The organism is Dolichospermum sp. LEGE 00246, assembly GCF_015207865.1.
GTDB lineage: Bacteria > Cyanobacteriota > Cyanobacteriia > Cyanobacteriales > Nostocaceae > Dolichospermum > Dolichospermum heterosporum.
In genome coordinates this window covers 1-7,305 of the sequence record NZ_JADEWA010000274.1, presented here as the reverse complement: position 1 = coordinate 7,305, position 7,305 = coordinate 1, and the positions used below count along the sequence as shown (strand labels likewise).

Sequence of the window (7,305 nt, the reverse complement as noted above, 5' to 3'; positions counted from 1 at the left end):
GGTATTAGCCACCGTTTCCAGTGGTTGTCCCCAACCTGAAGGTAGATTCTTACGCGTTACTCACCCGTCCGCCACTATCTCCGAAAAGACCGTTCGACTTGCATGTGTTAAGCATACCGCCAGCGTTCATCCTGAGCCAGGATCAAACTCTCCATTTTGGTTCGTCTGTTATAAAGCTCTTTCTTAACCGTTTTTACAACCACGGTCAGGTTATTTTCTTTCTGACGCAGGGTACTTGTCGTATTCTGGCTTTCAAACTATAATATTTTCAAGGTTCGGTGTGCTGTTTAGTGTCGCCTCTTTTTTGCTTCTCTGTTCAGCACTTATCTAATATATCGAATCTACTTTGGTTTGTCAACTACTTTGGCAAACTATTTTTCGGTTTGTTTTTTGTTTTATCTAAAATCCTTGTGAGACAAGGGTTATGAGCGTTAAAATTCCTGAGATTTCTGCCCTTTTGGTGGTGTTTTTGATTTGGCTGGGTTTGTGGAGTTCCACTTCTGGTTTTTTTTGAGTCATTAGAGAAAGAAAGACAATAATTGATAGTGTTGAGTGGATATAGATAGATATTAGAGATGAAGAGTTCAGTGGCTGTACTACCACCGTTTTTGGTGCTGGATCAATTGTTGCAAAGTTGGTTGTTGGAAGATATTGGTAGGGGAGATCGTACTACTCAATCTCTATTGTCCCAACATCCCACTAGAGGAGAAGCTAAATGGATAGCGAAAGCACCAGGGATAATTGCTGGTTTACCGATTGCGGCTAGGGTGTTTCAGCTTTTGAATAATCAAGTTGATTTTGTCAATGTTACCGATGAGGGTACACTATGCGAACCAGGGCAGGTGATAGCGGAAATTAATGGTTCACTGGATACGCTGTTAATGGGGGAAAGGGTAGCGCTTAATTTGGTGATGCGGTTAAGTGGAATTGCCAGTTTGACTAATATATATGTAGAGAAAATAGCTGATTTACCTGCTCAGTTGGTGGATACGCGCAAAACTACTCCAGGGTTGAGAATTTTGGAAAAGTACGCTACTGCTTTGGGTGGTGCGATGAATCACCGGATGGGTTTAGATGATGCGGTGATGATTAAGGATAATCATATTGTTGCGGCTGGGGGAATTGGGGAAGCTATTACCCGCATTCGTTCTCACGTTCCTTATCCTCTAACAATTGAGGTGGAGACGGAAAATTTAGCACAGGTGCGGGAAGCTTTACAGTACAAAGCAGATATTATTATGTTGGATAATATGCCTTTGTCTATGATGAGTGAGGCTGTATTATTGATTCGTGATGAAGATGATCGGGTGAAAATTGAGGCTTCGGGAAATGTAACTTTGGAGACTGTTCGCGCTGTTGCGAAAACTGGTGTTGATTATATTTCTACTAGTGCGCCTATTACTCAGTCTAAATGGTTGGATTTGAGTATGAGAATGGTTTAATAATGTCTGAATCAGGATATCCGGGATTAAAGGATTAACAGGATGAGAAATTTACCAATTACCAATTACCAATTACCAATTACCAGGCTCAATTAGATGACTAGCAACTTGAGTTAATAGAGGAACTGGGAAATTCTCTCTACAGCAGTTTCTAAGATTTCTGGTTTTTGTACTAATGCAAAGCGAACGTATCCTTCACCGAATTGACCGAAGCCGACTCCTGGGGAAGCGGCTACACCTGTTTTTTTAACTAGTTCGGTGCAAAATTCTATGGAATTATGACTCCATTGTGGGGGTAATTTTGCCCAAATGTACATTGTGGCTTCTGGTGTGGGAACGTTCCAACCGATACGGTGCAAGGCTTTAATGAAGGTGTCCCGGCGTTGACGGAAAATATCAACGGCAGATTTTACACCATCTTGGGGTCCGGTGAGGGCGGCGATCGCTCCGTTCAAAATTCCCAAATATTGGTTAAAATCAACGCTGGCTTTGATTTGCTTAAGGGCTTGAATTAATTGCGGATTCCCAATTGCGTAACCAATGCGGAAACCACCCATATTATAGGATTTGGAAAGGGTAAAGAATTCAATAGAGACGCTTTTTTCGGGGTCTGCTTGCAAAATTGAGGGAACAGGGGATTTTGGATTTTGGGTTTTTTCTGTGAAGACTAAATCTACGTAAGGGAAGTCGTGAACGAGAACTATATTATGTTGTTGACAAAAGGCTACGGCTTCTTGAAAGAAGGATAAGGGGGCGATCGCACTGGTAGGATTATGAGGATAGCTTAATACCATTAACCGCGACTGGGCTAAAACTGTGGCGGGAATATCACTAAAAACTGGTAAAAAATTATTTTCTGGTTTTAATGGCATGGGGTAAATTTGACCACTAGCCAAGTATACTCCTCCGGCATGGGAAGGATAACCAGGATCTAATAATAGGGCAAAGTCGCCGGGATTAAGCACGGCTAAGGGTAAATGGGCTGTTCCTTCTTGAGAACCAATGAGGGGTAAAACTTCTGTTTCTGGGTCAACTGGGATACCGAATTTTTGCTCGTACCACTGGGCTGCGGCTTGACGGAAATTTTGAGTGCCACGAAATAATAAATAACCATGAGTGGTAGGATCATGGAGAGATTGAGCGATCGCTTCTATGACGTGATTCTCGGTAGGTAAATCTGAAGAACCTAAAGATAAATCAATTAATTCTCTTCCAGCAGCCAAAGCAATGGTCTTGGCTGTGTCCATATCGGCAAATACGTTAGATTTTAAGGGTTGTAACCGGGTAGCAAATTGCATTTTAATTATTATTTATTGGTCATTAGTCATGAGGTAGTGATCAAAAACTATGGAGTTTTGATCACTAATCGGTAACTAATTATTATTTAAATGATCTTCCAAAAAACTGAGTAATTTATCTTTACCAATTACTCCCTCAATAGATTCTAATAGTTGTTCTCCTCTTACCAATCTCAGAGCCGGGAGACCTTCTACTTGGTATTGTTTGACTGTGAGTGGATTGGCATCAGTTTCCATCTTAACAATTTTTAGGCGATCGCTATAAGTTGTCGCAGCCGCATTAATCACTGGTGACATCAATTGACAAGGTCCGCACCAGGAAGCCCAGAAATAAACTAATACAGGCTGCTCGGCTTTTAATACTTCCGTTTCAAACTCAGCATCAGTGATAGTGATTACACCCTTGTTCATTATAGTCTCCATAAAGTAGTATAAATTGGCGTTGCTGAATGAAAGTATGAATTTGTCCCTCGCAGAGGCGCAGAGAGTAAGAGTTCGAGAAATGGAATTTTTGATTTTCATACCGCCATTATGCAATGGACATAAATTAATCAAATTCATTCACAAAATACTTTATCCCAATCTGAGAGTCAGTTGTTATCCGATTTTAGATTTTGAGTTTTAGATTGTAAAAGATTTACTAATAAACTTTTCGGCTTTGAAAATGGAGTAAAATCCCACAACCAAGATGTGTGGGATTAGCTGAATTGAATTATCTGCAAAAACTACAGATTATCCAGTTGTTTGCGTAGAGATTCCAATTCAGCATCAACTGGTTCAACCGATTTAGCTGTACTGGTTGGTTGTACTGGAGTTGTGGTGCTAGATTGTTCTGGGGTTAGTAGTTTTCGGTCGGGTGCAGGTGCTAAGGATGCTTTCAAAGCGGCCAATTCATCATCAACATCACTACCAGATTCTAACTTGGCAAATTGGTGATCTAAATCTGCACTTACTAACTCGGATACAGCCTGAGATTTAGCTTCTTGCATTAATACTTTTTCTTCCATGCGCTCAAAAGCAGACATGGCACTACTGCTACTCATCCCACTAACCATATTTCCCAATTGTTCTTGGGCTTTTGCAGCCGTAATCCGGGCTTTGAGCATTTCTTTCTTGGTTTTGGCTTCAGAAATTTTGCTCTCTAACTGGATTAAATTCTTTTTCAGACCTTCTACCTGAACAGTTTGCTGATCTAGACTGGTTTTTAAAGCCGTAGCAGTATCAGTATAAGTTTTCTTGCGCTCTAATGCTTGACGGGCTAGGTTCTCATCACCTTTTTGCAGGGCAAGTTGGGCGTTACGTTGCCACTTATTAATTTCGGCTTGTCCTTCATTATACTGTTTTTCAGTGCGCTTCTGGGCAGCTATTGCTTGTGCTACACCTTGGCGCAACTTCACCATATCCTCTTGCATTTCGAGGAGGGCTTGTTCCAGCATTTTTTCTGGATCTTCGGCTTTACTGACTAAATCGTTTAAGTTAGCACCAACTACTCGTTTAAGGCGATCAAATAATCCCATAAATTTATTTTTCCTTTAGAGGTTTACGCTCTTGGTTAGATAGTTAGCTTTTCTACTATATCAATAGCTACCTATGCCAATGTAGTCTTTCCAGTCTGGATTACTATCTTTTTTTCTATTCTGAATCATGAACCTATTAATTATCTATATTAACCAGAGAAAGTTATGGTTCGGGTGTTTTGGGTAAATTATGATCTGGCTGGGGATTTTCTTCTTGATTTAGGATATAAGTTTTCATGGCTGCGAGTTCTGTATCAATATCATGGTGAGAATCTAAGGATGCAAATTCTTTTTCTAGATCATCACCACCCAGTGTACTGGCAACTTCTGATTGTGCTTCTATTTGTAAGACTTTTTCCTCCATTCGTTCTAATGCACCTAAGCTAGATGTAGCAGAAGTTCCAGTTAACATTTCTTGCAGCCGATAGGAAGCTTCTGCGGAACGAGCGCGAGCGATATACATATCTTTCTTAGTTTTTACCTCAGCCAGTTTTAACTCTAAAGTCCGCATATCTTGCTTTAATTTGGCGACTACATCTTTTTGCTGCTGAATTTGGCTGGTTAAAGTTGTAGCGGTCTCTTGGTAAAATTTGCGTTTGGTGAGAGCTTCCCGTGCGAGGGAGTCATTACCGTGCTGGAGGGCTAATTGGGCGCGACGATACCATTCTGCGGCTTGGGATTCTCCTGCGGCTGCTTGGCGTTCTGTGCGCTTTTGGGTGGCGATCGCTTGAGCTACCCCTTGACGCAATTGTACCAAATTCTCCTGCATTTCCATGAAAGCTGTTTCCAGAATTTTTTCTGGATCTTCTGCATTGCTAACCAGACTATTAAAATTAGCGCGAATCACCCGCAGAATACGGTTAATAACTTCCATGTTGGCTCTACCTTGACCATTTACTGGACTTTGAGGATTGCTATATTGTTATCATAGTAAGAAATCAGTATGAATTAGCCTCACGCAAAGGCGCAAAGACACAAAGGTCAGAGTTTTTGGCGTTAAATTCAGTAAATTTTATTCAGTAAAACCAGCATTTTTTAACTATGGCTGTTGTAATCGTCCTTTAATGCCTTTTGCCTCTAATTCCTGCAATCTGCGCTTAATCTCATCCTTGGTTTTCAAAGCACCCAAATAAATAAATTTTTTATTTGGTGATAAATAAGCATCAGGAACAACTTGCTTGGCGGCTGTTAAAGCTTTGTCGCCTTGATTATCAGCAATAATATAATAGTATCCATTAGCTGATGGTTTGACATCTTCTGGTAGGGGTGAAAAAGTAGCTGTAGGCTTTGCTAAAGGTGTGGATTTAGAGAGGGTGTTAGGTAAGGGGGAAAGTCTCGGTAATGGAGAGATAGGAGTTATGGGGGGTTGAATAGCTACAGGAGTGGAAATGATTTGAGGGGTCGGTTTAACTTTTGGTGTTAAATCTACGACATCTTTAGGATCTCTAACTTGTCGAAATTCTTGGGTGGCTAAATTAGGATATTTAGCTATGGGGGTGATTTTTGGTTCGCTAGTCAGTTGGGAATTATTTTCTATAATTTCTGTGTTTTGTGTATTTTCCGCAGTCTTTGATGAATTATTGTTTAGTACGCTACTGAAATTCAATTTAGGTAAATTTTTGGGATTGAAGACGACATAACCTAAAGTCAAACTTGCCAATAATAGCAACAGCATTGAACCAATACCTAAAGGTGATAAGACACTATCACGGGATTTAGGAGAATTAGGAGTTTGATTTTGTGGTGCAACGGCTGTCAAACTCCGCAATAATGCCTCACTAGATTCTAAATAATCATTTGGTTGTTGAGGAGGATCATTTGAGGTGAGGAGGGTTTGGTTGTCAGGGGAGGGAATTTTGGTGGGAACTATACTGCTAGTTGATTTTTCTAGGTTTGGAGGAGTGGGGGTTTCTTCTATGTCTGAGTTAGCAAACTCCTGGGGAAAATCAATGGTTTCAGTCTCATTCGTCAAGAATGGATTTTCTGAGGGAATGGCTACGGGAGGAACTGCTGGTAGTTGAATCTCCTTCGACAAGGTTGTTGTTTGATAATTAGTGTAACTTTCTACACTTCTTGCTGTTTGTGATTTGGTGTTTTTGCGTGTGCGTCTATATCTGGTTAATTCTTGATCCAATTGTATTTCTAAACTAGCCAGTGCGGTAGTTAGGGTAGGGTTTAAGCCGGGTGTTTGCGGGGATTTGGTAGAATCTATCAAAGGATTTTGATTCATTGTTTAAGATGGAGTCAGGGTAGATGATTAAATGAATTTTCAATATACTGGTGAAAGTTGATTATCAGTATTCAGCTATTTTTATGGTAAAACTAATAACATAATATGTCTTTTAAGTCAATTGATCAGGTTTTAGGAAATATTCAACGTTCACCACAATGGCAAGAACAGGTATTGCTGCGGTTGCTAAAGTGCTGGGTAGAAGTTGTGGGGACTGCCGTTGCGGTGCAAACTCGTCCTTTGTCTATTCAGCGTGATGTTTTGTGGGTAGCAACTTCTAGTGCTGCTTGGGCGCAAAATTTGACATTTGGCAGGAAAACTATGTTGGTAAAGTTAAATAACAAGCTATCTACGTCTTTGGTAGATATTCGCTTTTCTACAGCCGAGTGGAAAAATTCATCAATAGCGGGAACAGAAGCCACTGTTTCGGCATCTGAACATCCTAGTTATGTGGCTGATGATTTGATTGGTGATAGGTTAGTTCAAGTCAATATTGACAATGCGTTGGGTGCTTTTGAGAATTGGGCGAAGATGATGCAAGAGCGATCGCATCATCTCCCCTTGTGTCCCCAATGTCAATGTCCCACTCCACGGGGTGAACTTGAACGCTGGGAAGTTTGTTCTCTCTGCTGCTCCAAGCGGTTAGGATAAATATTGAACTATTGTAAATAATTCAGTAAATTAAATGCTAAGAACCGATTTTAACTCTATCTAAAGTAACGTTTTTACAAAACGAGTAAATCCAGAATCAATGTTTTAATCTTGATCCCCAATAAGTTTTAGGTAAAAATAAATATGTACGCACTCTAATAATTGTC

General features: G+C 40.3%; 7 protein-coding genes and 1 rRNA gene. 2 read left to right on the top strand and 6 right to left on the bottom strand.

All coding sequences use genetic code 11. The features are described 5' to 3' along the window. Positions 1-158, bottom strand: a 16S ribosomal RNA gene (locus IQ228_RS17060); the annotation flags it as partial. Positions 159-575: 417 nt separating this feature from the next. Between IQ228_RS17060 and nadC the strand changes: the two genes are divergently transcribed. Beyond that, a complete protein-coding gene (nadC, locus tag IQ228_RS17055; protein ID WP_027403963.1) occupies positions 576-1,442 on the top strand; it encodes a carboxylating nicotinate-nucleotide diphosphorylase in 867 nt (288 codons plus the stop codon). A 113-nt stretch (positions 1,443-1,555) separates the two neighbouring features. Here nadC and IQ228_RS17050 read toward each other — a convergent pair whose 3' ends face one another. From IQ228_RS17050 to IQ228_RS17030, 5 genes are all read right to left on the bottom strand, one after another. After that, a complete protein-coding gene (locus IQ228_RS17050; protein WP_027403964.1) occupies positions 1,556-2,740 on the bottom strand; it encodes an LL-diaminopimelate aminotransferase in 1,185 nt (394 codons plus the stop codon). A 75-nt stretch (positions 2,741-2,815) separates the two neighbouring features. After that, positions 2,816-3,151 (bottom strand): co-chaperone YbbN, encoded by a 336-nt coding sequence (locus IQ228_RS17045; protein WP_027403965.1) that lies wholly within the window; start codon positions 3,149-3,151, stop codon positions 2,816-2,818. A gap of 314 nt (positions 3,152-3,465) precedes the next feature. Further along, positions 3,466-4,257, bottom strand: coding sequence for a PspA/IM30 family protein (locus IQ228_RS17040; protein ID WP_027403966.1), 792 nt, complete (start codon positions 4,255-4,257; stop codon positions 3,466-3,468). Between the two features lie 163 nt (positions 4,258-4,420). Then, entirely contained in the window at positions 4,421-5,131 is a 711-nt protein-coding gene (locus IQ228_RS17035; protein WP_027403967.1) for a PspA/IM30 family protein, read from the bottom strand. Between the two features lie 165 nt (positions 5,132-5,296). Then, on the bottom strand, positions 5,297-6,487 hold the full coding sequence (locus IQ228_RS17030; protein ID WP_027403968.1) for a hypothetical protein: 1,191 nt from the start codon (positions 6,485-6,487) through the stop codon (positions 5,297-5,299). A gap of 105 nt (positions 6,488-6,592) precedes the next feature. Between IQ228_RS17030 and IQ228_RS17025 the strand changes: the two genes are divergently transcribed. After that, the gene (locus IQ228_RS17025) at positions 6,593-7,138 is read left to right on the top strand and encodes a DUF721 domain-containing protein (protein WP_027403969.1); all 546 of its coding nucleotides are present in this window, start codon (positions 6,593-6,595) and stop codon (positions 7,136-7,138) included. Positions 7,139-7,305 lie beyond the last annotated feature (167 nt).